22 protein-coding genes are annotated in these 23,332 nt (G+C 36.0%); 21 read left to right on the top strand and 1 reads right to left on the bottom strand.

Features of this window, described 5'->3' with window-relative positions; genetic code table 11:
- Positions 1-36 precede the first annotated feature (36 nt).
- From B5V89_RS04675 to spoVM, 16 genes are all read left to right on the top strand, one after another.
- Positions 37-2,715 (top strand): calcium-translocating P-type ATPase, SERCA-type, encoded by a 2,679-nt coding sequence (locus tag B5V89_RS04675; protein WP_066230170.1) that lies wholly within the window; start codon positions 37-39, stop codon positions 2,713-2,715.
- Positions 2,716-2,830: 115 nt separating this feature from the next.
- Positions 2,831-3,709 carry a YicC/YloC family endoribonuclease gene (locus B5V89_RS04670; RefSeq protein WP_066230173.1) on the top strand — a complete coding sequence of 293 codons (879 nt, stop codon included), beginning with the start codon at positions 2,831-2,833 and terminating at the stop codon, positions 3,707-3,709.
- 60 nt (positions 3,710-3,769) lie between these two features.
- Positions 3,770-4,033 (top strand): extracellular matrix/biofilm regulator RemA, encoded by a 264-nt coding sequence (gene remA / locus B5V89_RS04665; RefSeq protein WP_066230175.1) that lies wholly within the window; start codon positions 3,770-3,772, stop codon positions 4,031-4,033.
- A 9-nt stretch (positions 4,034-4,042) separates the two neighbouring features.
- The gene (gene gmk / locus B5V89_RS04660; RefSeq protein WP_066230178.1) at positions 4,043-4,657 is read left to right on the top strand and encodes a guanylate kinase; all 615 of its coding nucleotides are present in this window, start codon (positions 4,043-4,045) and stop codon (positions 4,655-4,657) included.
- A 1-nt stretch (position 4,658) separates the two neighbouring features.
- A complete protein-coding gene (gene rpoZ, locus B5V89_RS04655; protein ID WP_066230181.1) occupies positions 4,659-4,871 on the top strand; it encodes a DNA-directed RNA polymerase subunit omega in 213 nt (70 codons plus the stop codon).
- 96 nt (positions 4,872-4,967) lie between these two features.
- Positions 4,968-6,173, top strand: coding sequence for a bifunctional phosphopantothenoylcysteine decarboxylase/phosphopantothenate--cysteine ligase CoaBC (coaBC, locus tag B5V89_RS04650; protein WP_108070673.1), 1,206 nt, complete (start codon positions 4,968-4,970; stop codon positions 6,171-6,173).
- On the top strand, positions 6,173-8,575 hold the full coding sequence (gene priA, locus B5V89_RS04645) for a primosomal protein N' (RefSeq protein WP_108070671.1): 2,403 nt from the start codon (positions 6,173-6,175) through the stop codon (positions 8,573-8,575). Before coaBC ends, priA begins: the two co-directional genes overlap by 1 nt.
- Before the next feature lie 23 nt (positions 8,576-8,598).
- Complete coding sequence (gene def, locus B5V89_RS04640) at positions 8,599-9,078, top strand: peptide deformylase (RefSeq protein ID WP_425319818.1); 480 nt, start codon at positions 8,599-8,601, stop codon at positions 9,076-9,078.
- Positions 9,075-10,019 carry a methionyl-tRNA formyltransferase gene (gene fmt, locus B5V89_RS04635; RefSeq protein WP_108070667.1) on the top strand — a complete coding sequence of 315 codons (945 nt, stop codon included), beginning with the start codon at positions 9,075-9,077 and terminating at the stop codon, positions 10,017-10,019. The genes def and fmt overlap by 4 nt, the downstream gene beginning before the upstream one ends.
- Before the next feature lies 1 nt (position 10,020).
- Positions 10,021-11,364, top strand: a complete 1,344-nt coding sequence (rsmB, locus tag B5V89_RS04630; RefSeq protein WP_108070665.1) for a 16S rRNA (cytosine(967)-C(5))-methyltransferase RsmB — start codon at positions 10,021-10,023, stop codon at positions 11,362-11,364.
- 170 nt (positions 11,365-11,534) lie between these two features.
- A complete protein-coding gene (locus tag B5V89_RS04625) occupies positions 11,535-12,293 on the top strand; it encodes a Stp1/IreP family PP2C-type Ser/Thr phosphatase (protein ID WP_108070663.1) in 759 nt (252 codons plus the stop codon).
- A complete protein-coding gene (pknB, locus tag B5V89_RS04620) occupies positions 12,290-14,317 on the top strand; it encodes a Stk1 family PASTA domain-containing Ser/Thr kinase (RefSeq protein ID WP_108070661.1) in 2,028 nt (675 codons plus the stop codon). Before B5V89_RS04625 ends, pknB begins: the two co-directional genes overlap by 4 nt.
- 19 nt (positions 14,318-14,336) lie before the next feature.
- On the top strand, positions 14,337-15,221 hold the full coding sequence (rsgA, locus tag B5V89_RS04615) for a ribosome small subunit-dependent GTPase A (protein WP_107920598.1): 885 nt from the start codon (positions 14,337-14,339) through the stop codon (positions 15,219-15,221).
- Between the two features lie 3 nt (positions 15,222-15,224).
- Positions 15,225-15,878 carry a ribulose-phosphate 3-epimerase gene (rpe, locus tag B5V89_RS04610; protein WP_107920599.1) on the top strand — a complete coding sequence of 218 codons (654 nt, stop codon included), beginning with the start codon at positions 15,225-15,227 and terminating at the stop codon, positions 15,876-15,878.
- A 67-nt stretch (positions 15,879-15,945) separates the two neighbouring features.
- On the top strand, positions 15,946-16,593 hold the full coding sequence (locus B5V89_RS04605; protein ID WP_107920600.1) for a thiamine diphosphokinase: 648 nt from the start codon (positions 15,946-15,948) through the stop codon (positions 16,591-16,593).
- 171 nt (positions 16,594-16,764) lie between these two features.
- On the top strand, positions 16,765-16,845 hold the full coding sequence (gene spoVM / locus B5V89_RS04600) for a stage V sporulation protein SpoVM (RefSeq protein ID WP_017551496.1): 81 nt from the start codon (positions 16,765-16,767) through the stop codon (positions 16,843-16,845).
- Positions 16,846-16,924: 79 nt separating this feature from the next.
- Here the strand turns inward: spoVM and rpmB are convergent, their stop codons facing one another.
- Positions 16,925-17,113: a 50S ribosomal protein L28 gene (gene rpmB, locus B5V89_RS04595; RefSeq protein WP_066230212.1), complete on the bottom strand. Its 189-nt coding sequence runs from the start codon at positions 17,111-17,113 to the stop codon at positions 16,925-16,927.
- A 301-nt stretch (positions 17,114-17,414) separates the two neighbouring features.
- Here rpmB and B5V89_RS04590 point away from each other — a divergent pair, with 301 nt between their 5' ends.
- The 5 genes from B5V89_RS04590 (at position 17,415) to recG (ending at position 23,266) form a co-directional block, all read left to right on the top strand.
- Complete coding sequence (locus B5V89_RS04590; RefSeq protein WP_066230215.1) at positions 17,415-17,777, top strand: Asp23/Gls24 family envelope stress response protein; 363 nt, start codon at positions 17,415-17,417, stop codon at positions 17,775-17,777.
- Positions 17,778-17,794: 17 nt separating this feature from the next.
- Complete coding sequence (locus B5V89_RS04585) at positions 17,795-19,468, top strand: DAK2 domain-containing protein (RefSeq protein WP_108070659.1); 1,674 nt, start codon at positions 17,795-17,797, stop codon at positions 19,466-19,468.
- Between the two features lie 125 nt (positions 19,469-19,593).
- On the top strand, positions 19,594-20,256 hold the full coding sequence (sdaAB, locus tag B5V89_RS04580; protein WP_066230221.1) for an L-serine ammonia-lyase, iron-sulfur-dependent subunit beta: 663 nt from the start codon (positions 19,594-19,596) through the stop codon (positions 20,254-20,256).
- Between the two features lie 81 nt (positions 20,257-20,337).
- The gene (sdaAA, locus tag B5V89_RS04575) at positions 20,338-21,225 is read left to right on the top strand and encodes an L-serine ammonia-lyase, iron-sulfur-dependent, subunit alpha (RefSeq protein ID WP_066230224.1); all 888 of its coding nucleotides are present in this window, start codon (positions 20,338-20,340) and stop codon (positions 21,223-21,225) included.
- Positions 21,212-23,266 carry an ATP-dependent DNA helicase RecG gene (recG, locus tag B5V89_RS04570; RefSeq protein WP_181294606.1) on the top strand — a complete coding sequence of 685 codons (2,055 nt, stop codon included), beginning with the start codon at positions 21,212-21,214 and terminating at the stop codon, positions 23,264-23,266. The genes sdaAA and recG overlap by 14 nt, the downstream gene beginning before the upstream one ends.
- The last annotated feature ends 66 nt before the right edge of the window (positions 23,267-23,332 follow it).

Below are 23,332 nucleotides of genomic sequence, written 5' to 3'. Positions count from 1 at the left end.
CAACTACGGTTTCGGTAAGGGGAGAGTGTATTGTGAATGATGTTCCATGAAATGAAGGAAAAAGATGTTGAAAAGGTATTAAATTCAAACATCGATCAAGGATTATCAGATAGTGAAGTCGAAAAAAAGCGAAAACAGTTTGGGTGGAACGAGTTGCAAGAAGGGGAAAAGCAATCTGCACTCATGCTTTTTATTAGTCAATTTAAAGATTTTATGGTATTGGTTCTCCTTGCAGCTACGTTAATTTCCGGTTTACTAGGAGAATATATCGATGCAATTGCGATTATTATGATTGTGTTGATTAATGGTTGTTTAGGATTCTTTCAAGAAAGAAAAGCAGAAAAATCATTAAATGCATTAAGAGAGTTATCTGCGCCACAAGTGGTGGTACTACGTAATGGTGAGTGGAGTAAAATTCCATCAAAAGAAGTAGTCGTTGGAGATATTCTGAAATTTTCAAGCGGGGATCGAATTGGAGCGGATGTTCGATTAGTTCATACGGCTAATTTAGAAATTGAAGAGTCTGCATTAACAGGTGAATCAGTGCCAGCTGTAAAAACAATTGACCCGATCACGGAGAAAAATGCCAGTTTAGGGGACTTAACTAATATGGCATTTATGGGGACGATGGTAACGAGAGGCAATGGAGTTGGAATTGTCACCGGCATTGGGATGAATACTGCGATGGGGAAAATTGCTGATATGATTCAAAATGCCGAAACAATGATGACACCGTTGCAACGAAGGTTAGAGCAACTTGGAAAAATACTAATTACTGTAGCACTTCTATTAACATTGCTAGTTGTTATAGCAGGTGTTGTTCATGGACATGATCTGTATACGATGTTTTTAGCAGGTGTTTCACTAGCTGTTGCTGCCATTCCTGAAGGTCTGCCGGCAATTGTTACCGTTGCTTTGTCACTTGGAGTACAACGGATGATTCGTAACAACGCGATTGTCCGAAAACTTCCGGCTGTTGAGACATTAGGATGTGCATCGGTTATCTGTTCCGATAAAACAGGGACGATGACCCAAAATAAGATGACGGTTACCCATTTGTGGAGTGGTGGAAATACGTGGACTGTATCAGGTACAGGCTATCATCCTAAAGGGAATTTTTATAAGGATAAGGAAGAAATTGTTCCGCATAAAGAAAAAAGTCTATATCAACTTCTAACTTTCGGTTTACTTTGTAATCATGCCGAAATCCAAATGAAGGATGATGAATTTATCATCGATGGGGATCCTACTGAAGGAGCATTGCTTGTTTCTGCTATGAAAGCGGGAATGACGAGGGAATCAATTCTTAAACAATTTACAATCGAGAAGGAATTTCCGTTCGATTCAACGAGAAAAATGATGAGTGTCGTCGTGAAAGATAAAAATGGAAAAAGGTTTGTTATTACTAAAGGTGCGCCGGATGTTTTAATTGGTTTAAGTGAATCAGTATTGTGGGACGGGAAAATGCAATCCTTATCACTAGAATTACAAAGAGGAATACAATCTTCTATTGAAAATTTAGCTTCGAAGGCATTAAGGACAATTGCGGTTGCATTTAAGCCATTACAAGAATATACAAACATAATGCATGAATCAGAAGCTGAAAAAGGGTTAACTTTTGTTGGGGTACAGGGGATGATCGATCCACCGCGCCCAGAGGTGAAACAAGCGATTAAAGAATGTCATGAGGCCGGTATTAAAACGGTAATGATTACTGGAGACCACGCTATTACAGCTAAAGCAATTGCGAAACAGCTAGGTATTTTAAAGGGAAAGTCGAAAGTAATCGAGGGTTCAGCATTAAATGAAATGTCCGTTGATGAATTAGAAAATGTTGTAGAGGAAGTATCTGTTTTTGCAAGGGTTTCTCCAGAGCATAAATTAAAAATTGTTAAAGCTTTTCAAAATCATGGTCATATTGTTGCAATGACAGGTGATGGCGTTAATGATGCACCGGCAATTAAATCCGCTGATATTGGCATTGCCATGGGGATTACGGGTACAGATGTTGCAAAAGAAGCTTCATCCTTAATATTATTAGACGATAATTTCGCCACGATAAAAGCGGCGATTAAAGAAGGTCGTAATATTTACGAAAATATTCGAAAATTTGTTCGGTATTTACTAGCATCCAACGTTGGTGAAATTTTGGTTATGTTATTTGCGATGTTAATGTCACTTCCTTTGCCACTCGTACCAATCCAAATTTTATGGGTGAATCTTGTCACAGATGGGTTACCTGCTATGGCACTTGGATTAGACAAACCTGAAGATGATGTGATGAAACGAAAACCACGTCATCCGAAAGAGGGAATATTTGCAAGGAAACTTGGCTGGAAAGTTGTATCCAGAGGTTTTCTCATAGGATTGGTCACTTTGCTTGCCTTTTTAACGATTTATCGTAAAAATCCGGATCAACTAGAATATGCTCAAACCGTTGCATTTGCGACTTTAGTATTAACTCAACTTATCCACGTTTTTGATTGTAGAAGTGAAAAATCAGTATTTAATCGAAATCCATTTGGCAATATGTACTTAGTTTGGGCGGTTATTTCTTCGATCCTACTCATGTTAATCGTCATTTATGTACCATCGTTACAACAAATTTTCCATACGCTACCGATTATACCGAAAGACTGGTTACTAATCGTTGGATTAAGCTCAGTTCCAACTTTTTTACTAGCAGGTTCACTTTTTGTAAGAAAAAAAGAGTAAATTATGATATAATGCCAAAGGTAATAGAGAAACTCTCTATTACCTTTCTATTTTTTGAAATCCGCTATACTATATACATAAATGATAAATACCAGTTAGTATAAGGGATGTGAGAATGTTAATGTTTAGCATGACTGGATATGGCAGCAGCAAAAAGGATTCTACGCGATTTGGTGTATTTGTTGAAATTAAATCAGTAAATCACCGCTTTAGTGAAATAAATATACGGATGCCGAGACAATTAATGAAAATTGATGATAAAATTAAAAAAGTAATAAATAAATTCATTAATCGCGGACGAGTAGAAGTGTTTGTTACGTTAGATGGTGATGGACTTACCCATAAAAGTTTACATATTGACTGGAATCTACTTGATGATTATTATCAGTTTATAAACACGTTAAAACAGAAATATAATTTCCCCGACGATATTCAACTGCGGGATATATTAATGAATGAAGATTTTCTAGAAATTGTTGAAAAAGAAGATGAGAATGAAGAAATATATCAGCTTGTCCTTGAGGCTGTTGAAGAAGCAGTTCAAAATCTTAAAGCGATGAGGGAAGTTGAAGGGAAAGAACTGTTTCAAGATTTATCTGATCAAATAAAACACTTTAGTCAACGCATTTTGTATATAAAAGAACTAGCACCATTAGTCGTCGAGCAATATCAAACTAAATTACAAAAACGTATGAATGACCTTTCGGATGGTATAATTGATGAAGCAAGATTGATGACCGAAATAGGCATATTTGCCGAAAAAGCAGATATTAACGAAGAAATTACAAGGTTAGAAAGTCATGTAGCCCAATTTAAAGATACAATATTACTTCAAGAACCAATTGGAAGAAAGCTTGACTTTATGATTCAAGAGATGAACCGGGAAGTAAACACGATTGGTTCAAAAGCAAATCATTCGAAAATTTCATCTTATGTTGTTGATATGAAAACGATACTAGAAAAAATAAGGGAGCAAGTACAAAATATTGAATAATCATGATTATTTACATGATTTAAGGTGTAAAATAGACTATTAGTTGTTTGGGGGATAATGATGTCTATAAAGCTAATAAACATCGGATTTGGGAATATTGTTTCGGCAAATAGGATTATTTCAATTGTAAGTCCGGAATCTGCTCCAATTAAGCGACTAGTTCAAGATGCAAGAGATCGCGGAAGCTTAATTGATGCAACTTACGGAAGGCGTACAAGGGCTGTCATTATAATGGATAATAATCATGTTATTTTATCTGCTGTTCAGCCTGAGACAGTTGCACATCGTCTAGGAAATAAGGACGATAATGGTGAAGAAGGGTAGGATTCTTGAATGAAGGAAAAAGGGTTATTAATTGTTCTTTCGGGACCATCTGGTGTTGGAAAAGGAACTGTTAGGAAAGCGATTTTCTCTAAAGGTGGAACGAAGTTTGAATATTCTATCTCTATGACGACACGGAAACCAAGAGAAGGTGAAGTCGATGGGGTTGATTATTTTTTTAAGTCAAAGGAAGAGTTTGAAGCTTTAATTAAACAAGATAAGCTTTTGGAGTATGCAGAATATGTTGGCAATTATTACGGTACTCCAATTGATTATGTAAAAGAAACATTGGATTCGGGTAAAGATGTATTTTTAGAAATTGAAGTTCAAGGTGCTAAACAAGTAAGGGAGAAATTTCCTGATGGACTGTTTATTTTTCTTGCCCCACCAAGCCTTTCAGAATTACAAACACGGATTACGACAAGAGGAACCGAATCCGATGATTTAATTAATAATCGCATGAAAGAAGCGAGAAAAGAAATCGAGCTTATGCGATTATATGATTATGTCGTCGAAAATGATCAAGTTGAGGCTGCATGTGAACGTATAAACGCCATTGTTCAAGCAGAACACTGCCGTACAGAGCGAGTTGCCCCAAGATATATAAAAATGCTGGAGGTTGAATAAAATGTTATACCCATCTATTGATAAATTGTTGAAAATAATTGATTCGAAATATTCTCTTGTTTCGGTAGCGGCAAAGCGTGCTCGTCACCTTCAGGAAGATGGTAAAGAGACATTAGATCATTTTGAATCGCAAAAGTATGTCGGCAAGGCATTAGAAGAAATTTATGCGAAAACATTAGTCGTAAAAACAGATAATAATAAAGATTTTTCATAAAAGTGGAAAAACAACCTGTTTGGGTTGTTTTTTCTTTTAACCTAGTTCAAAATCATTCATAATAAAAATAAACACTCATAAAATGGGGGATTTTTCATGATCGGAAAAAATATTTTATTATGTGTAACAGGCGGAATTGCGGTATATAAAGCAGCGGCATTAACAAGTAAATTAACCCAGGCAGGTGCAAATGTGAAGGTTATTATGAGTACATCTGCCTGTGAATTCGTGACACCCCTGACATTTCAAGTATTATCTCGGAATGATGTATATACTAATACATTTGATGAGAAAAATTCGGCAGTTATAGCACATATCGATTTAGCAGATTGGGCGGACCTTGTTTTAGTTGCACCGGCAACTGCTAATATAATTGGAAAATTAGCGAACGGTATTGCTGACGATATGATTTCGACGACTTTACTTGCTACTACATCACCAGTTTGGATTGCTCCTGCAATGAATGTACATATGTATGATCACCCGGCCGTAAAGCGAAATATACAAATATTGGCAGGTTTCGGCTATGAATTTGTTGAACCGAGTGAAGGCCATTTAGCGTGCGGTTACGTAGGCAAAGGAAGGTTAGAAGAGCCGGAAAAAATAGTATCGTTAATCTCGGAGCATTTTAATTCACACTCTACTGAGTTGACAGGGAAAACGATTTTAGTAACGGCAGGTCCTACTAAAGAAAAAATTGACCCTGTCCGCTATTTTACCAATCGCTCATCTGGGAAAATGGGATTTGCCATTGCCGAAGAGGCGGTAAAATTAGGGGCTAACGTCATACTTGTTTCCGGAGTTGAAGGTCTAAACGTTCCACACGGGGTTAAACATATTCAAATTACCAGTGCCGAGGATATGTATGAAGCAGTAATGAGCCATTATAATGAAGCGGACGTAGTCATTAAAAGTGCGGCAGTGGCTGATTACAAACCGAAACAAGTATTCGAGCAAAAAATGAAGAAAAAAGATGGGAACTTAGTTTTTGAATTAGAGAGAACGAAGGATATATTAAAAGAATTGGGCCAAAAAAAGGACAAGCCATTTTTAGTAGGATTTGCGGCTGAAACCGAAAATGTTGACGAAAATGCTTGGGGGAAGCTAGAAAGAAAAAATGCGGATATCATTGTCGCCAATGATGTAAGTAAACAAGGTGCAGGATTCGGCGGTGACACAAATATTGTAACGATTTATAAAAAGGATAGAACGAAAAAAGAGTTACCGCTTTTAAGTAAAAATGAAACAGCGCAAGAAATTCTTCGAGAAATTTCCCGTGAACTAAAAAGAGGAGAAGAATAATGCAAATAGTTAGTGTAATTGTAGATGTTCCTACAATGAATACTGATAAATTATTTGATTATCTAGTACCGGAAAAATGGATAAATTTTATTCGGCCGGGAATGAGGGTGTCTGTTCCATTTGGTCCTCGAATGATTCAAGGCTTTGTACTTGAACAAAAGGACCATAGTGATGTGGAAAAATTAAAATATATTCATGAACCTTTAGATATATCACCGGTATTAAATGAAGAATTATTAAACTTGGGTAAATGGCTATCTGAAAAAGTTTTATGTTTAAAAATATCAGCCTACCAAGCTATGCTTCCTGCCGCAATGAAGGCAAAGTATGAAAAAGTGTTTCATCGATTAGATGGAGGAACGAATCCATTTTTGGATGAATTGTTTGGAAATAAAGATGAGCTAAGATGGGATGTTGCGAAGAATAATAATAGTTTACCTGTACTGCAAGAGCAAATTAAAAATGGAACGGTCGAAATTAAGTATTTAGTAAAGAATAAAGCGAATAAAAAAACTGTCCGAATGATTACAAGTTTATTATCGAATGATGAATTGCTTACTGCCTTAAAGAATTTATCTCCGAATGCTTTAAAACAAAAATTGGTACTAGAATATTTTCTAACTACGACCAAATCTATTCCAGTTAAAAAGGTATTAGAAGATACAAATTCAACCACAGCGACGATTCGATCATTAATAAACAAAGGTTATTTAAAGGAAGAAAATAAAGAAGAATATCGTGATCCTTATGAACATCGACAATTCCAAAAAACAACTCCTTTTCAATTAACAATGGAACAACAGAAAGTAATTACCCCAATCATCAAATCGATTGAAGAAAATTATCATGAAACTTTTCTCTTAAATGGGGTTACCGGAAGTGGAAAAACAGAAATTTACTTACAATCTATTCAAAAAGTAATCAATAAAGGAAAAGAAGCCATTGTTTTAGTTCCGGAAATTGCTTTGACTCCCCAAATGGTTGAACGATTTAAAAGCCGTTTTGGAAATGATGTAGCAGTACTTCATAGTGGATTATCTATCGGAGAAAAATATGATGAATGGCGAAAAATACAAAGAAAAGAAGCAAAAGTAGTTGTTGGAGCAAGATCGGCAATATTTGCCCCATTTGAAAATATAGGGATTATTATTATTGATGAAGAACATGAAAATAGTTATAAACAAGAGGAAAATCCACGATACCACGCAAGGGATGTGGCGATTTATCGGGGAGAATTACATCAATGTCCAGTCATTTTGGGAAGTGCGACACCATCGCTAGAGTCTTTTGCACGATCACAAAAAGGGATTTATACACTGCTTTCCATGAAAAAAAGAATGAATAATCAGGCTCTACCTTCCGTTTCCATTGTTGATATGAGGGAAGAATTACGGGAAGGAAATCGGTCAATGTTTTCCCGGGAACTTTTTGAAAAACTTCAGGATCGAATAAATAAGAACCAACAGACGGTCCTTTTTTTAAATCGTAGGGGGCATTCTTCCTTTGTTATGTGTCGAGACTGCGGCTATGTTCTTCAATGTCCACATTGTGATATTTCCCTAACTTTTCATCGTTATTCCAATCAAATGAAGTGCCATTATTGTGGGTATGAATCCATTGTTCCTACTCAATGTCCTGAATGTTTAAGTGAACATATTCGATATTTTGGAACAGGGACACAGAAGGTTGAAGAAGAACTCAATAAATTACTTCCCGAAGCTAGAGTGATTCGAATGGATGTGGATACTACTAGTAGAAAAGGCTCGCACGAAAGGTTACTTCAACAGTTTCAAGATGGTAAAGCTGACATATTATTAGGAACTCAAATGATTGCAAAAGGATTGGATTTTCCTAATATTACGCTTGTAGGGGTATTAAGTGCTGATACGATGTTGCACTTACCAGATTTCCGTTCCTCTGAAAAAACATTTCAGTTATTAACACAGGTAAGTGGAAGAGCGGGAAGGCACCAGTTGGCGGGGGAAGTTGTCATTCAAACGTATACACCGGAACATTATAGCATTGAATTGGCGGGAGCCCAGGACTATGACCAATTTTATAATAGGGAAATGATGATGAGAAAACTAGGTTCCTATCCACCTTTTTACTTTATAACATTAATTACAGTTATTCATGAGGATTTAATGAAAGTCGTATCCATTACTGAAAAAATAACAAAATACTTACAAGCAAAATTATCAAACGATACGATCATTCTAGGACCTACCACTTCACCTATTCCTAGGATTAAAAATAGATATCGCTATCAATGTTTGCTAAAATACAAACGAGAACCAGAATTAAATAAACATCTCCGCTATTTACTAGAGCATTACCAACAACAAATCACATCTGAAGGACTAACAATCAGCATAGATGTCAATCCTTATATAATGATGTAAAGAAAAGAGGAAAGATCTTGGCAATTCTCACAATCGTAAAACATCCGGCCGACATATTAGAAAAAGAATGTGAGCCGGTTACACAATTTGATAAAAAATTAAAAGTACTGCTAAATGACATGTATGAAACAATGCTATCTGCTGATGGAGTTGGTTTAGCAGCTCCACAAATTGGTATTGATCAACAAATTGCAGTGGTTGATATCGGTGATGATACTGGCAGACTTAATTTAATAAATCCAGTAATTATCGAAAAAAGCGGTGAACAAACAGATGTCGAAGGATGTTTAAGTTTCCCGGGATTATATGGTACAGTTTCACGTCCCTTTTATGTTAAAGTCCAAGCCCAGGATGTAAAAGGGCGTACATTTTATATAGAGGCTGAAGATTATCTAGCTCGTGCTATTCAACATGAAATTGATCATCTTCACGGCGTATTATTTACGACGAAAGTACTCAAATATATTGATGAAGAAGAATTAGAAGGGTATGAGGAAGAATGAATAAAGTTGTATTCATGGGAACTCCGGATTTTTCGGTTCCTGTTTTAAAAAGATTAATAAATGATGGGTATGAAGTAATAGCAGTAGTTACACAACCCGATCGCCCGGTAGGCAGGAAAAAAACTTTAACTCCTCCTCCTGTTAAAGTGGAAGCGGAAAAACATCAAATTCCTGTTTTGCAGCCGGAGAAAATTCGCAATTCTACAGAATTACAAAACATTATCGAAATGAAACCAGATTTAATAGTAACAGCGGCATTTGGACAAATTTTACCAAAGGAATTACTGGATGCTCCAAAATACGGATGTATTAATGTGCATGCATCACTACTTCCGGAACTTCGCGGGGGAGCCCCTGTTCATTATGCAATTATTCAGGGAAAAAAGAAAACCGGAATAACTATTATGTATATGGTAGAAAAACTAGATGCGGGTGATATTATTAGTCAGGTAGAGGTGCCAATCTCTGATTCTGATAATGTGGGAACACTCTTTAATAAGTTAAGTGAAGCGGGAGCGGAACTATTATCTGAAACAATTCCTAAATTAATTAATGGGGAAATTAAACCTATTCCTCAAAATAATGAATTAGCTACCTTTGCGTCAAATATAAAAAGAGAACAGGAAAAGATCGATTGGACTAAATCCGGTGAAGAAATATACAATCATATCCGCGGATTAAATCCATGGCCTGTAGCTTATACAACGCTTGATGGCAATGTAATAAAGGTGTGGGAGAGTGAAAAGATTCCTTTAACAGAACAAAAAGCACCGGGAATGATTGTTCAACGAATGAAAGATGGTTTCATCGTTGCAACAGGAAACTCAACAGGAATTAAAATTAAAGAATTACAACCATCCGGTAAGAAAAAAATGACTGCAGCACAATTTTTAAATGGCGCTGGTTCGCAACTATCAATCGGCACCATATTAGGAGAATAATATGGGAAATAAAAAACTGAATGTCCGAGAATCGGCATTAGAAATACTTGAGGCAGTCGAGAAAAATCAAGCATATAGTAATTTACTTCTAAATCACGTAATTGAAAGAAATCATATTAAAGGACCGGACATAGGGTTATTAACCGAAATTACATATGGTACATTACAGAGAAAATTCACCCTAGATTATTATTTAAAACCATTTATAAATAAAAAAATAGAAAAATGGGTTCAAATATTATTAAGACTATCTTTATATCAAATGGTATATTTAGATAAAATTCCGGATCGAGCGATTATATTTGAAGCAGTCGAAATCGCCAAAAAAAGAGGTCATCGTGGAATAGCCGGTATGGTTAATGGGGTTTTGCGGGCGATTCAAAGAAATGGTGTCCCTTCATTAGACGAAATTAATGACCCAATCGAAAGAATTGCAATTGAAACTAGTCATCCAGAATGGATGGTTCGTAGATGGTCAGAACAGTTCGGTATAAAGAAAACAAAGGAAATGTGTGAGGCGAATCTAAATGCACCAACACAAACTGCACGTGTAAATACAATGGTAACGACTAGGGAAATGGTAATCGATATGTTGGAAAATGAAGGATATGAAGTTACGCCAAGTCCCATCATACACGAAGGTATCCGCTCGTTAAAAGGAAATCTAGCACACTCTAAAGCCTTTGCAGAAGGATTAATTACCGTTCAGGATGAAAGCTCTATGTTAGTAGCTAATGCGATGAATATTAAAAATGATCAATTCATTTTAGATTGTTGTGCTGCGCCGGGTGGAAAAACAACACATATAGCTGAAAAGTTAAATGGAACCGGGAAAGTGGTTGCTCTAGATTTACATCAACATAAAATTAAACTAATTGATGAAAATGCTAAAAGACTTGGATTAAATAATATAGAAACAAAAGTATTGGATAGTCGTAAAGTGACCGAACATTTTCCAAAAAATAGTTTTGACCGTGTATTAGTAGATGCACCTTGCTCGGGATTAGGTGTTTTACGGAAAAAACCTGATATTAAATATAGCAAATCATTAGAAGATATAACTTCTTTACAATCAATACAACAAGCAATACTCCGGCAGGCTGCACAATTAGTAAAACCCGGGGGACTACTTATCTATAGTACTTGTACTGTCGATAAGATAGAAAATGAAGGTACTGTCAATCAGTTCTTGCTCACATCATCGGAATTTGAGGCATATCATTTGCAGTTGACGGAAGCAATTACTCCATTTGTAGAAGAAAATAAAGTACAAATATTTCCCCAAGATTTTGGGGGCGACGGTTTTTTTATCGCATGTTTTAAAAAGAGAGACACGGACAAATAAACATCATTAAGTAGCAGTAAAAAAGAACTATACTTATGGCAAAATAAAAAGCAGGAAAATTGATGAATAAAGTCGTAAAAGTAACCAAGTAATCCTTTTTAAAATCGATAAATATTGCTAGATAGGACCAATGTATAGGTTTTTTATAAAGAAACGAGGTGACCTTCTATATGAGGGCTGTTTTTCGAACAGACAAGGGGAAAATTCGTCAACGCAATGAAGATAATGGGGGATTTTTTGTTAATTCAACAGGTGATCGCCTTGCAATTGTAGCGGATGGAATGGGCGGCCATAATGCCGGTGATGTCGCAAGTAAGATGACGGTAGACTTTTTTTATAACGAATGGGAAAAGTCCTCAGGAATCAATACTGCTGAATCTGCTGAAAAATGGTTTTCTGATAGAGTGGACATAATTAATCAAGAAATTTTGGTTCACTCAAGAGGAAATAGCGCATGTGAAGGAATGGGAACCACACTAGTAGCTGCAATTTGTACAAATGATTTTGCGACAATTGTAAATATTGGTGATAGCCGTTGTTATATATTCAATGAAAATGGTTTCAAACAAATAACAGAAGATCATTCGTTAGTGAATGAATTAGTTAAAACGGGGATAATCACAAAAGAAGATGCCGAACATCATCCTAGAAAGAATGTGGTCTTAAAGGCTTTAGGTACTGAAGAGAAAATAGAAGCCGATATTAAAACAATCATCATTGAGGAAGGTGATTATTTGCTTCTTTGCTCAGATGGTCTTTCGGACAAAATGAGCGAATTGCAAATGAAAGAAATTTTGGAGAATGAGAATTCAATTGAAGAGAAAGCTCAAGCATTTATTGATTTAGCCAATGATAATGGCGGTGAAGATAACATTACACTTATCCTTATTAATGTTGCTACTGATGTTGAAAGCGGGTGTAATGAATGATAATTGGAAAAAGAATAAGTGACCGCTATAAAATTATCAGCATGATTGGCGGAGGCGGTATGGCTAATGTGTATTTAGCCAGAGACATTATTCTAGATCGGGATGTTGCTATAAAAATATTACGATTAGATTTTGCAAATGAACAAGAATTTATACATCGCTTTCAACGAGAAGCACAATCAGCAACAAGCTTAAATCATCCTAATATCGTAAATATTTATGATGTAGGTGAGGAGGATGATATTTATTATATAGTAATGGAATATGTTGATGGCATGACATTAAAGCAATATATACAACAATATCATCCGATATCGGTAGAAAAAGCGTTAGATATTATGCAGCAATTAGTTTCAGCTATTTCACATGCGCATGAACATCAAATTATTCATCGGGATATTAAACCGCAAAATATATTAATTGATCACGATGGTATTGTAAAAATAACCGATTTTGGGATTGCAATGGCATTAAGTGCAACTTCCATTACTCAGACAAACTCAGTCCTTGGTTCAGTGCATTACTTATCACCGGAGCAAGCGCGCGGTGGCATGGCTACAAGAAAATCGGATATATATTCATTAGGGATCGTTATGTTCGAACTGTTAACCGGCAGACTTCCTTTTTCCGGTGAATCAGCTGTATCAATTGCACTTAAACATTTACAAACAGAAACACCGTCTTTAAAAAGATGGAATCCTGATATACCACAAAGTGTTGAAAACATTGTATTAAAAGCAACCTCAAAAGACCCTTTTCAGCGATTTGAAACGGTAGATGAAATGGGTGAAAGTATTCGAACTGCATTGGATCCTAATCGAATTAATGAACCAAAGTTTGTTATTCCGGAGGATCATGAAGCAACAAAAGCAATCCCAATTATTACAAATATCCATGCGATGACAAATAATGAAAATCAAGATCAAACGATGGTTCATACTAAAAGTGATCCTCAAGACAATCATGCAGATAATGATTCGAAAAGTAATGGGAAAAAGAAAAAAAATAAAAAGCAAAAAAAGAAAAGAAAAAAATGGCCATGGGTTGTTGGAACGATTCTTTTTTTAATCGTCTTATTGACTGCAATAAGTATTATTCTTTTACCGACAATTACTGGGCCGAAAGAGGTTAAAGTTCCCGATGTTTCGGAAGAAAATGTAAATGATGCGATACAAAAAATCATGGAATTGAAATTAAAAATCGGCAAAAAATATGAAACACCAAGTGAGGATGTACCTGAAGGGAAAGTTATAAAAACAAATCCTAAAGCGGGAAAAGCGGTAAAAGAAGGAGCAGAGATTGATCTTTATATTAGTAACGGGAAGAAAAAATTCACCATGTCCGATTATACCGGACGACAATATGAAGATGTAATAGATATGCTGAAGGAGCAAGGATTTAAGGATTATATTAGGAATGATGTATACGATGATAGCGCTGCTGGCACAATAATCGATCAAGATCCACCGTCCAACGAAGAAATCATTCCGAGTGATACGATTCTCACATTTACAGTGAGCAAAGGACCGGAAAAAATTAAAGTAAAAGACTTAACAGAGTATAATGAAAAAGGTTTAAGAGATTACGAGGAATATACTGGACTAATTATTGATATGTCCAAAGAGGAATATTCAGATACTGTTAAGGAGGGCTTAGTCATTTCACAATCGCCCGAACCTGGAACCGAGCTAGTAAAAGGGGATAAAGTGAAAGTGGTTATATCGAAAGGTCCAAAGGAACAGCCGCCGAAAATGGTAGAAAGAGAAATTGAGATACCATATGAGCAAACAAATGAAGAAGATGATGATGGGGAAAATAAAGAGGAACCGAAGCCTCAACATGTCCAAATCTTTATTGAAGATATGAATCATAATATAAACGAACCGATTGAAACGTTTACAATCACCGAAACTGTGAAAAGAAATCTTGAATTTACCATTGAAGAAGGAAAAAAAGCGAAGTATAAAGTTATGCGAGATAATAAAGTTATACTTGAGGATACCGTTTCATACCCAAAAGAATAGTATTAAAGGAGTCGATGCTATGCCTGAAGGGAAAATAATTAAGGCATTAAGTGGTTTTTACTATGTATTAGATCAGGATCAAATAATTCAATGTAGAGGTCGAGGAGTTTTTCGCAAAAATAAAATTACTCCTCTAGTAGGGGATACGGTTGTTTACCAGGCAGAAAATAATCGAGAGGGTTATATAATGGAAGTTAAAGAAAGAATAAATGAACTAATCCGCCCACCAATTGCTAATGTAGACCAAGCTATTCTCATATTTTCTGCGAAAGAACCGGATTTCAGTTCAACTTTATTAGATCGATTTTTAGTAATAATAGAATCAAATGACATTAATCCAATTATTTGTTTGACGAAATTAGATCTTTTAACAGATGAAGAAAAAACACATCTTATGAATTTTGTAAATGATTATGAAAAAATAGGCTATCAAATTATTCTTTCGTCTTCTAAAACAAAAGAGGGGATTAATGAACTGCTTCCATATTTGGATGGGAAAATAAGTGTGTTTGCAGGACAATCAGGCGTAGGAAAATCATCACTACTAAATGCGATTAATCCCGAGTTAGCATTAAAAACAAGTCATATTTCCTCTCATCTTGGCCGGGGTAAACATACAACAAGACATGTGGAATTAATTGAAATTAATAATTCTGGTCTAGTCGCAGATACACCGGGATTTAGTGCTTTAGAATTTGATGAATTAGAAGCGGAAAATCTATCGAATTGTTTTCCTGAAATGGCTCAAAGAAGTAGTGAATGCAAATTTAGAGGGTGTCTCCACGTAAACGAACCGAAATGTGCAATTAAAAATGCACTCGAAAATAATGAAATTGCTGATTATCGCTATCATCATTATTTACAGTTTTTACAGGAAATTAGAGAGAGAAAGCCGAGGTATTAAATTATGGTAAAAATTGCACCATCCATTTTAGCTGCAAATTTTTCGAAATTGGCCGAAGAAATACAAGATGTTGAAAGGGGAGGGGCTGACTACATCCATATTGATGTGATGGATGGCCATTTTGTTCCCAATATAACGATGGGTCCGTTAGTTGTGGAAGCGATAAGACCGGTAACAAAATTGCCTTTAGACGTGCATTTGATGATTGAAAATCCGGATCAATATATTGAAGCATTTGCCAAAGCAGGTGCGGACATTATCACGGTTCATGTTGAAGCATGCAAACATTTGCACCGAACACTCCAGTTAATCCACTCATTTGGTGTCAAAGCAGGAGTAGTTATAAACCCTGCAACACCAGTGGAGACCATTCAACATGTTTTAGAGGACATTGAAATGGTGTTACTAATGACCGTTAACCCTGGTTTTGGTGGGCAAAGCTTCATTCATTCTGTTATTCCAAAAATTAAGCAAGTGAAGGAAATGGTTAATACAAAAGGACTCGCGATTGAAATTGAAGTTGATGGTGGGGTTAATCGTGATACCGCCAAACTTTGTTATGATGCCGGCGCTAACGTACTTGTTGCCGGATCAGCCATCTTTCAACAAAAAGATCGTACAGCAGCTATTAATGAAATAAAAGATCAATTAGGATAAACTTTGAGTCAGCTACCACTAGCTGACTTTATTCATTTTTATATGCTAGGAAAGGAGATTCTTAAACATGCAAAAAATAATACATATTATGGCGGGAGGACCAGAAGAGCTAGTTCCTCCATTATCATCGTTTAATTTACCGGATATTGAATGGGTTGGGGTAGATTATGGAGTTATTCATTTATTTAATCAAAAAATAATACCTTCGATTGCTTTTGGTGATTTTGATTCAGTAACGGAATCCCAATTGAGAAAAATAGATCAAGTGACAAATGAAATAAAAAGGTTTAAACCTGAAAAAAATGAGACGGATTTAGAACTTGCGTTACTTTGGGCTATAAAACAAAAGCCGTTAAAGATTAGGATTTTTGGTGCAACTGGGGGGAGAGCGGATCACTTTTTTGCAAATACAATGCTTTTAGCTCGTCCGGAATGTATTCGATGGAATATAGAAATTATTGATAAACAAAATAGCGTGTCCGTCTTTTCACCCGGAGAGTATACGATTGAAAATAGAAGCGATAAAAAATATATTTCATTTGTCCCTCTTAGTGAGAAAGTGAATGATATTACATTACGTGGTTTTAAATATCCACTAACGAATAAGCAAACTTTCATGGGCTCGTCATTATGTATTAGTAATGAACTTATTCAAGAAACAGGTCATTTTTCTTTTACTTCAGGCATATTAATGATGATAAGAAGTCATGATTAAATCACGTAATCATAAATTATCAGGTGATTCATTTTTATTTGTATTGAATACTATAGTGTGAACCCGTGTAGTCGGGTAATTACTTAAACTGATTTTTAGGTTGGAATAAAAATTGGTGATTAGTAATTTGTAAGTGACATTCGGTTGTCAGATAGATGGGGAGGGACATTTATGAAGTTTTATACAATTAAATTGCCTAAATTTTTAGGTGGTATTGTCCGAGCAATGCTAGGAACGTTTAAAAAAGGATAGTTTATGATAAACACTTAAAACAAAAAAAATGCCGAAAAGGCATTTTTTTTTTTGGGCTATATCAGGTAACGTTTATTAATTAAACGCGTTCAACTTTTCCTGATTTTAATGCTCTTGTAGAAACCCAAACACGCTTAGGTTTACCATCTACAAGGATACGAACTTTTTGAAGATTTGCACCCCATGTACGTTTGTTAGCGTTCATTGCGTGAGAACGAGAATTGCCGGAACGAGTTTTGCGTCCAGTAATAACACATTTTTTTGGCATATTAATTCCCTCCTTACCCTGAAGTAGAAATATCATATGTTTCATCACTTCAATATTCATCATAAAAAGATACTTTAATAATTTATCATACAACCTATAATAATGCAATACTTCAGCACAACACTTTCAAGAAAAAATACTTGACGCTTAGAAAAGCGGAGGCTAGAAAGCCGTAGCTGGACAAATAAAAGCGAAAGGCGACTGTACATCCATTTTTCATTGTACTTTTCTATAATTATATATTATAGTAAAATGACTATAGCTTGATTGTATTTACTTATACGGTAAGGGGGAAAGACAAATGTCCATTGAAATGAGAACGAATTTCGGTCAAATAGATATTTCAAATGACGTTGTTGCAACGATCGCAGGAGGCGCAGCTATTGATTGCTATGGCATAGTAGGGATGGCATCAAAAAATCAAATAAAAGATGGAATCACTGACATCTTGCGTAAAGAAAACTTCTCTCGTGGTGTCATTGTACGTCAAGAAAATGATGAAGTACATATTGATATGTATATAATAGTTAGCTATGGAACAAAAATTTCAGAAATTGCACATAATGTACAATCAAAAGTAAAATACACACTAGATAAGACAGTTGGTTTATCAGCAGACTCTATTAATATTTATGTTCAAGGAGTCAGGGTGACAAACCCGTAATAAGGAGGAAAAGATTCGTGGCAATTACATCCTTGGATGGAAAACGTTTCGCAGAGATGGTAATCATGGGAGCGAATCATTTATCAAATAATGCAAATGTTGTTGATGCGCTTAACGTTTTTCCGGTGCCGGACGGTGATACTGGGACTAACATGAACCTATCAATGACTTCAGGGGCAAAAGAAGTTCAAAAAAATGTTCAAGAGCATATTGGTATGGTGGCTTCAGCCCTTTCGAAAGGATTGTTGATGGGAGCTAGAGGGAATTCTGGAGTTATTCTTTCCCAATTGTTTCGTGGTCTCGGAAAAGCAATTGAAAATAAGAAAGAAATTTCGGCAAAAGAATTTGCTTCGGCACTTGAAGCAGGAGTAGAAACTGCGTATAAAGCAGTAATGAAACCTGTTGAAGGGACAATCTTAACAGTTGCTAAAGATGCCGCAAAAAAAGGCGTTGAAATAGCAAAAAATGAAACAGATCTCGTTAAGGTAATGGAAGCAGTGGTTCAGGAAGCAAAAAAATCTTTGAAACGCACACCGGAGCTACTCCCTGTTCTAAAAGAAGTTGGTGTTGTAGATAGTGGAGGACAAGGACTCGTATTTGTCTATGAAGGTTTTCTTGCTGAATTAAAAGGTGAAACATTATCAACTACATCAAATCCACCTATATCAATGAACGAAATGGTTAATGCAGAACACCATAAAAGTGTCCAAAGCTTTATGAATACAGAAGATATAAAATTTGGCTATTGCACAGAATTTAGGGTTAAGTTTGCAAAAGACAAGCTTGCTGCCCATCCATTCTCTGAACATGAATTTAGAAATGATCTAAGTCATTATGGTGATTCATTATTAGTCATTTCTGACGATGAAATTGTAAAAGTTCATATTCATTCGGAGCAACCTGGTGAAGTATTAACTTATGCTCAACAATATGGTCAGTTGATCAATATGAAAATTGAAAATATGCGCCAGCAGCATAGTACAATCATCGATGAGATGCATAATACTTTATCTTCTGAACAACAGGTTGAAAAACAAGAATATGGAATTATTGCTGTTTCGATGGGAAGTGGAATTGGTAACCTCTTTAAAAGTATTGGTGCAAATGCAATTATTGAGGGTGGGCAAACAATGAACCCAAGTACAGAGGATATTTTAAAAGCGATCGATGATGTAAATGCGGAGAAAATCATTATTCTTCCGAATAACAAAAATATTATTATGGCTGCTGAACAAGCTGCACAGGTGGCTTCCCAAGAAATTATTGTCATCCCTTCGAAAACGGTTCCACAAGGTATGGCAGCATTATTGGCGTTTAATCCATCACTTACATTAGATGAGAATAAAAACGGTATGAATGAGGCCTTGCAACATGTGAAAACGGGTCAAATTACGTATGCAGTGCGAGATACAACAATTGATGGGATTACAATTTCCAAAGACGACTATATGGGAATAGCTGACGGGAAGATTGTTGGGACGAATAAAAACTTGGTGACAGCGACAACCTCACTGCTTTCCAATATGTTAGAGGAAGATGATGAAATCGTCACTTTAATATATGGGAAAGATGTTTCAACGAATGATGTAGATGAAGTGGTATCATATATTAATCAAAATTATGAGGATATTGAAGTCGAAATTCATAATGGGGAACAGCCACTTTATTCCTTTATTTTTTCAATTGAATAGTGCTAGTAAAAAGAAATTTACCAAACGTTCATTTGACTATATAATAAATAGAAGGGGCAACCCTTCTATTTCCTTTTATAAAATAAACATATACTATATAACGTTACCCGAGGGGAGTGACAATAATGAAATATAAAAGTGTTTTTGATATTATTGGCCCGGTTATGATAGGTCCATCGAGCTCACATACAGCGGGAGCTGCTAGGATTGGTAGAGTTGCACGCACGCTTTTTGGGAGACCCCCGCAATGGGCTAAAATTCATTTTTACGGTTCCTTTGCTGAAACTTATAAAGGTCATGGCACCGACGTAGCGATAATTGGTGGTTTATTAGATTTTGATACTTTTGATGAACGAATCATTCACTCCATTGATCTAGCGAAAGAACAAGGCATGGAAATTGATTTTATTGCTGAAACTGCGATTCCGGAACATCCAAATACCGCGAAAATGGTTATTGGCGATGCAAACGGAGAAATGGAATTAGTCGGAATATCTATTGGTGGGGGCAAAATTGAAATAACAGAGCTTAACGGTTTTAAACTGAAATTAACCGGACATCATCCCGCGATTCTTGTTGTTCATAACGATCGTTATGGAGTAATAGCAGCCGTTTCAAATATTTTATCAAAATATGAAATTAATATCGGTCATATGGAAGTGTCACGTAAGGATGTTGGACAGATGGCGTTAATGGTCATTGAAGTTGACCATAATATCGAAGAATTTATTTTAAAAGAAATTCAAGAACTGCCAAATATTACACAAGTTGCGAGAGTTGTAGATTAATTGTATAAAATGGTGGATAATACTTATAAATAGTGAAATTTTGGTAGCGCTTACGAATGCTTAATGCAAGGAGGTTTTTACATGTTTCGAAATGTTGCAGAATTGGTTGAGTTAGCTGAAGCTCAGAATAAAAAAATCTCCGACATAATGATTGAACAAGAGATGGAAGTAACCGGTAGATCAAAAGAAGAGATTTTTAATCAAATGGATAGAAGTTTAAAAGTGATGGAAGATGCAGTAGAACGTGGACTTAATGGCGTTACTTCTCACTCTGGTTTAACAGGTGGAGACGCCGTTTTAATGAAGAAATATATCGAAAAAGGAAATTTTTTATCTGGGGAAACGATATTAGATGCAGTAAGCAAGGCTGTCGCTACAAATGAAGTAAACGCGGCAATGGGGACTATTTGTGCTACTCCTACGGCTGGTTCTGCCGGAGTTGTGCCAGGAACATTGTTTGCGGTGAAAAATAAACTTCATCCAACAAGAGAGCAAATGGTTCACTTTTTGTTTACATCAGGTGCATTTGGTTTTGTCGTAGCTAATAATGCGTCCATTTCCGGAGCTGCTGGTGGATGCCAAGCGGAAGTTGGATCTGCAGCTGGGATGGCGGCGGCAGCAATTGTTGAAATGGCTGGCGGTTCACCGTCGCAATGTGCAGAGGCAATGGCAATTACTTTGAAAAATATGCTTGGTCTCGTTTGTGATCCAGTTGCAGGATTAGTTGAAGTGCCATGTGTAAAAAGAAATGCAATGGGCGCTGCGAATGCAATGGTGGCAGCAGATATGGCATTAGCGGGAATTACTAGCCGTATACCTTGTGATGAGGTTATTGATGCGATGTTCAAAATTGGTCAGAGTATGCCGACTTCACTAAAAGAAACTGCACAGGGCGGTCTTGCGGCTACACCTACTGGTCGCAGACTAGAAGCTAAAATATTTGGGATGCCGTTAAATGAACGTGAATAATGCGCTAGAAAATTCAGTATCAATTATTAAAGGTATTGGTGAAGAGACGGAAAGCCAGTTAGCATCGATGGGTATTTTTACTGTTCTTGATTTATTGGAACATTTCCCTTATCGTTTTGACGATTACCGTTTGCGGGATTTGCAAGAAGTTGAACACGATGAGAAAGTAACGGTTGAAGGGAAGGTTCAAAGTGAACCTTCTCTTGTCTTTTATAATCGTAAACGTTCTCGATTAACTATTCACTTATTAGTAGGTAAAAATCTCATAAAAGTGTTCTTTTTTAATCAACCGTATTTAAAAAAGAAAATTTCTATTTCAGATACGATTACGATTTCGGGTAAATGGGATCGTCATCGTGGAACCATTACAGCTCAGGAACTAAAAATAGGACCATACCAAAAAAACGCAGATTTTGAACCGGTTTATACGGTGAGAGGTTCGCTTACAGTCAAATCTTTACGGAAGTTTATTAGATTGGCATTTCAATCATACGGCAATCAAATTAATGAAAATCTTCCTGAAGATTTAATTAAAAAATACAAATTACTCCCTAGAAGAGATGCAATGAAAATGATGCATTTTCCTATTACTCAAGAGGATGTCAAGCAGGCAAGACGTCGTTTTGTTTATGAAGAATTTTTATTTTTTCAATTAAAAATGCAAGCTCTTAGAAAATTTGAAAGGGAACATTCAGGGGGAATCAGCCAACATTATGACTTAAATAAACTTCGTGCTTTTTTTGATTTATTACCTTTCCCATTAACAAATGCGCAAAAACGAGTAATTAATGAAATTTGTGCTGATCTCAAATCTCCCTATCGTATGAACCGTTTGCTTCAAGGAGATGTAGGTTCGGGTAAAACAGTCGTTGCCGCAGTTGCCCTTTTTGCCAGTTGGACAGCAGGATTCCAAGGTGCCCTTATGGTTCCAACGGAAATTTTAGCAGAACAACATGCAGTATCGCTTCAGAATATGTTAGGTCAAGCAGGCTTAAATATAGAACTTCTAACTAGTTCGATAAAGGGGAAAAAACGTGAAGGTTTGCTGGAACGACTCCGAAAAGGTGAAATTCATGTTTTAGTTGGAACACACGCACTTATTCAGGATGATGTTCATTTCAATAAATTAGGTTTAGTTATAACAGATGAGCAACATCGATTTGGTGTAGAACAGCGACGAGTGTTAAGAGAAAAAGGTGTAACTCCCGATGTACTATTCATGACAGCAACCCCTATACCGAGAACACTTGCTATCACAGCCTTTGGTGAAATGGATGTGTCGGTTATTGATGAAATGCCTGCGGGAAGAAAAAGGATTGAAACTTACTGGGCGAAAAATGAAATGCTTGAAAAGGTTTTACGTTTTGTTGAAAAAGAATTGATAAAAGGGAGACAAGCCTATATCATTTGTCCTATAATCGAGGAATCGGAAAAATTAGATTTACAAAATGCGATTGATGTATATCAAATGCTTACAGATTATTATTACGATAAATTTAAAGTCGGTCTTATGCATGGACGCCTGCACCCCGCAGAAAAAGAAAATGTGATGAAAGGATTTAGTGACAATGACATACAAATTTTAGTTTCCACTACTGTTGTCGAAGTTGGAGTGAATGTTCCTAATGCAACGATTATGGTCATTTATGATGCTGAAAGATTTGGACTATCCCAATTGCACCAACTCCGGGGCCGCGTTGGAAGAGGACAGGATCAATCGTACTGTTTTTTACTTGCCAATCCGAAAACAGATGTTGGGAAAGAAAGAATGAAAATTATGACTGAAACAAATGATGGATTTGTTTTGAGCGAAAAAGATTTGGAATTGCGTGGACCAGGTGATTTTTTTGGAAAAAAGCAAAGTGGATTGCCTGAATTTAAAGTAGCTGATATGGTACATGATTATCGAGCTTTAGAAGTAGCTAGAAACGATGCGGCACAACTTATTAACCAAAAAGATTTTTGGCACGATCAAAAGTATCATTATTTGCGAAAGTATTTAGAGGAATCCGGTGTTATGGATGGTGAAAAACTTGATTAAAAAGGTGAAAGCAGAATAGAAGTCCATTCTTGCATTCTGCTTTTTCTTTTTATATACTACTATTAG

This window comes from Heyndrickxia sporothermodurans (genome assembly GCF_003055045.1).
GTDB classification, from domain to species: Bacteria; Bacillota; Bacilli; order Bacillales; family Bacillaceae_C; genus Heyndrickxia; species Heyndrickxia sporothermodurans.
Note: the sequence above shows the minus strand (reverse complement) of the source record. Positions and strands in the feature narration are given on the sequence as shown.

Excerpts from the sequence above, each read along its gene's own strand:
- B5V89_RS04675 (WP_066230170.1), top strand. The coding sequence starts at position 37 with ATGATGTTCCATGAAATGAAGGAAAAAGATGTTGAAAAGGTATTAAAT.
- B5V89_RS04670 (WP_066230173.1), top strand. The coding sequence starts at position 2,831 with ATGTTAATGTTTAGCATGACTGGATATGGCAGCAGCAAAAAGGATTCT.
- remA (WP_066230175.1), top strand. The coding sequence starts at position 3,770 with ATGTCTATAAAGCTAATAAACATCGGATTTGGGAATATTGTTTCGGCA.
- gmk (WP_066230178.1), top strand. The coding sequence starts at position 4,043 with ATGAAGGAAAAAGGGTTATTAATTGTTCTTTCGGGACCATCTGGTGTT.
- rpoZ (WP_066230181.1), top strand. The coding sequence starts at position 4,659 with ATGTTATACCCATCTATTGATAAATTGTTGAAAATAATTGATTCGAAA.
- coaBC (WP_108070673.1), top strand. The coding sequence starts at position 4,968 with ATGATCGGAAAAAATATTTTATTATGTGTAACAGGCGGAATTGCGGTA.
- priA (WP_108070671.1), top strand. The coding sequence starts at position 6,173 with ATGCAAATAGTTAGTGTAATTGTAGATGTTCCTACAATGAATACTGAT.
- fmt (WP_108070667.1), top strand. The coding sequence starts at position 9,075 with ATGAATAAAGTTGTATTCATGGGAACTCCGGATTTTTCGGTTCCTGTT.
- rsmB (WP_108070665.1), top strand. The coding sequence starts at position 10,021 with ATGGGAAATAAAAAACTGAATGTCCGAGAATCGGCATTAGAAATACTT.
- B5V89_RS04625 (WP_108070663.1), top strand. The coding sequence starts at position 11,535 with ATGAGGGCTGTTTTTCGAACAGACAAGGGGAAAATTCGTCAACGCAAT.
- pknB (WP_108070661.1), top strand. The coding sequence starts at position 12,290 with ATGATAATTGGAAAAAGAATAAGTGACCGCTATAAAATTATCAGCATG.
- rsgA (WP_107920598.1), top strand. The coding sequence starts at position 14,337 with ATGCCTGAAGGGAAAATAATTAAGGCATTAAGTGGTTTTTACTATGTA.
- rpe (WP_107920599.1), top strand. The coding sequence starts at position 15,225 with ATGGTAAAAATTGCACCATCCATTTTAGCTGCAAATTTTTCGAAATTG.
- B5V89_RS04605 (WP_107920600.1), top strand. The coding sequence starts at position 15,946 with ATGCAAAAAATAATACATATTATGGCGGGAGGACCAGAAGAGCTAGTT.
- spoVM (WP_017551496.1), top strand. The coding sequence starts at position 16,765 with ATGAAGTTTTATACAATTAAATTGCCTAAATTTTTAGGTGGTATTGTC.
- rpmB (WP_066230212.1), bottom strand. The coding sequence starts at position 17,113 with ATGCCAAAAAAATGTGTTATTACTGGACGCAAAACTCGTTCCGGCAAT.
- B5V89_RS04590 (WP_066230215.1), top strand. The coding sequence starts at position 17,415 with ATGTCCATTGAAATGAGAACGAATTTCGGTCAAATAGATATTTCAAAT.
- sdaAB (WP_066230221.1), top strand. The coding sequence starts at position 19,594 with ATGAAATATAAAAGTGTTTTTGATATTATTGGCCCGGTTATGATAGGT.
- sdaAA (WP_066230224.1), top strand. The coding sequence starts at position 20,338 with ATGTTTCGAAATGTTGCAGAATTGGTTGAGTTAGCTGAAGCTCAGAAT.
- recG (WP_181294606.1), top strand. The coding sequence starts at position 21,212 with ATGAACGTGAATAATGCGCTAGAAAATTCAGTATCAATTATTAAAGGT.